At 63.2% G+C, this 2361-nt stretch carries 2 protein-coding genes and 2 pseudogenes; all 4 read right to left on the bottom strand.

The window, feature by feature from the left end:
* Window positions 1-266, bottom strand: a pseudogene (locus tag EOA60_RS29115) (8-amino-7-oxononanoate synthase); the annotation flags it as partial.
* Window positions 263-1261: a biotin synthase BioB gene (gene bioB / locus EOA60_RS29110; RefSeq protein WP_128312334.1), complete on the bottom strand. Its 999-nt coding sequence runs from the start codon at window positions 1259-1261 to the stop codon at window positions 263-265. The pseudogene EOA60_RS29115 and the gene bioB, both read right to left, overlap by 4 nt.
* Before the next feature lie 53 nt (window positions 1262-1314).
* On the bottom strand, window positions 1315-1767 hold the full coding sequence (gene panD, locus EOA60_RS29105; protein WP_127335700.1) for an aspartate 1-decarboxylase: 453 nt from the start codon (window positions 1765-1767) through the stop codon (window positions 1315-1317).
* A gap of 408 nt (window positions 1768-2175) precedes the next feature.
* Window positions 2176-2361, bottom strand: a pseudogene (locus tag EOA60_RS29100) (nicotinate-nucleotide diphosphorylase (carboxylating)); the annotation flags it as partial.

Genomic DNA, 2361 nt, shown 5'->3' with positions numbered 1-2361 from the left:
CCGAAGAAGTGGGCTGCCTTTGCTTCCAGCGCCTCGTGCTCAGGCGTGTTGCCGCGCAGGAGCCGCGAGCCGGTAGCACCGACGGGCGTGCCGGCGGCGAGTGCCAGCGCGACGGCGTCGGCCATGCGCTTGGAGCGGGCAAGCCCGAGATAGTCGTTGGAGGCGAAGTCGATCCCCTGGCGGTCGCTCAGGCCCCGCAACCGGTTCCTGCGGGCCAGGCCGCTGAGGCTCGCCTGGTAGCGCTCGAGCACGGGAGACCCACTCACGGGATTTCGCGGTCCATCGGCTTGATGCCCAGCCGGCGAAACAGCGCGCTGTCCTTGTCCTCTTCGGGGTTTGCGGCTGTCAGCAATGTATCGCCGACAAAGATCGAGTTGGCGCCGGCAAAAAAGCACAGCGCCTGCATCTCGTCGCTCATCGCCGTCCGGCCGGCCGAAAGCCGCACATGCGACTTCGGCATCATGATGCGGGCGAGCGCGATGGTGCGCACGAATTCGATCGGCTCGATGGGCTCGGTCTCGCCGAGCGGCGTGCCCTCGATCGGGATCAGCATGTTGATCGGCACGCTGTCGGGCGGCTCCGGCAGATTGGCCAAAGTCACCAGCATGTCGATGCGGTCGGCCTTCTCCTCGCCCATCCCGACAATGCCGCCGCAGCAGACCTTGATGCCGCTGTCGCGGACATTGGCCAGCGTGTCCAGCCGCTCAGTGAAGGTCCGGGTCGAGATGATCTCGCTATAGTAGCGCTCGGAGGTGTCGATGTTGTGGTTGTAGTAGTCGAGGCCGGCCTGCTTGAGCCGCTGCGCCTGATCGAGGTCGAGCATGCCGAGCGTCATGCAGGTCTCCATGCCTAGCGCCTTCACGCCCTCGACCATGGCGACGACCGCCTCCATGTCGCGCTCCTTGGGACTGCGCCATGCGGCTCCCATGCAATAGCGCGTGGCGCCAGCGTCGCGCGCCTTCCTGGCCTCGTCGATGACGCGCTGAACCTCCATCAGCTTCGAGGCCTTGAGGCCGGACTGGTGGTGGGAGGACTGGCTGCAATAGCCGCAATCCTCCGGGCAGCCGCCGGTCTTGATCGACAACAGGCGCGACAGCTGCACCCGGTTGGGATCGAAATTCTCGCGATGGATCGTCTGGGCCCTGAACAGCAGGTCGTTGAAGGGCAGGTCGTAGACTGCCCGAGCTTCCTCTCGCGTCCAGGGCGGCAGCGCCCAACCGAGAGGGTCCGATGTCAGGTCTGGGCTAAGTTCCGCGTTCATTCCACCTCCATCAGCAAAAGCATTTGGGTCAAGAGAACGGATTTCAGACTCCGTCACGACCTCCCTACCAGCGCCGGCACGGGCAGGGCGTGATTGGCTTCATCGAGTATCGAAAAGCTGTAACCGCCCACCGCATCGTGCTCGACCGAATAGGACAGCCGATCAACGATGCGATTTTCCTTGTCGAAGGTCAGCACGCGCGGCTTGAGCGCGGTCACCTCCTTCTCATGTACATAGACCGAATTGCAGATGATGACCTGGTCGCCAGGCTGGCAGGTGCGGGCCGCCGCGCCGTTGAGAATGCAGCAGCGCGATCCGCGTTCGCCCAAGATGACATAGGTTGAGAGCCGTGCGCCGGAGTTCTTGTTCCAGATCTCGACGAATTCCATCGGCAGGATGCCTGCCTCCTCGCAATGGTCTGGGTCGAGCGTGATCGAGCCATGGTAGTCGAGGTTGGCCTCGGTGACATGGATGCCATGCAGTTTGCCGGCAACGATTTTGCGCATCCCTTCCTCCCGAACGACTTGCGACCCTGCCAACACTTCCGTGGTCATTCATAATCTCGGCGGCCTATCGCGGGTTTTGTTCACCCCGAGCGGACGAACGTTCCCGCCTGATCGCGTCGCATGACTCATTGAAAGCGACGTCCAGAAGAGAGCCAACGAGCTCCAGGCCTTGAGAAGCTGCCAGTTGGCGCAGCTCGTCGAGCCGGCAGATGATAAAGCCAAGGGCTTCGACACGGTCTTGTTGTTGTTCCTTGTCTGGCCTCCCTTCAGGCGCAGCCACTGAACCGGCTCGCCCAGCAGGAAAAAGGCTTGCTGTTGCAATCGGTGAGGGCACAATCGGAGCCGGCCTGGCGCTGCTTGACGTGCGGCCAAAGGAGTTCCTGCGATCCCGGTTCATGTGCTTTGCCCTCAGTTCAGACGTCTGCTGCAGTTCCCGTCTACCGGCATATCGAGGCCAATGTCGAGAATCGGCGCGCTGTGCGTAAGCCAGCCGACCGAGATGAGGTCGACACCGGTCGACGCTATTGCCGGCACGCTCGCGCGCGTGACACGGCCCGACGCCTCGGTGATTGCGCGGCCACCGACCATGCCCAC

Origin of the sequence: Mesorhizobium sp. M1A.F.Ca.IN.020.06.1.1 (genome assembly GCF_004023265.1) — a bacterium.
In the GTDB taxonomy this organism is placed as follows: Bacteria; Pseudomonadota; Alphaproteobacteria; order Rhizobiales; family Rhizobiaceae; genus Mesorhizobium.
The sequence above is the reverse complement of the archived record's forward strand: the minus strand, read 5'-3'. Positions and strand labels throughout refer to the sequence as shown.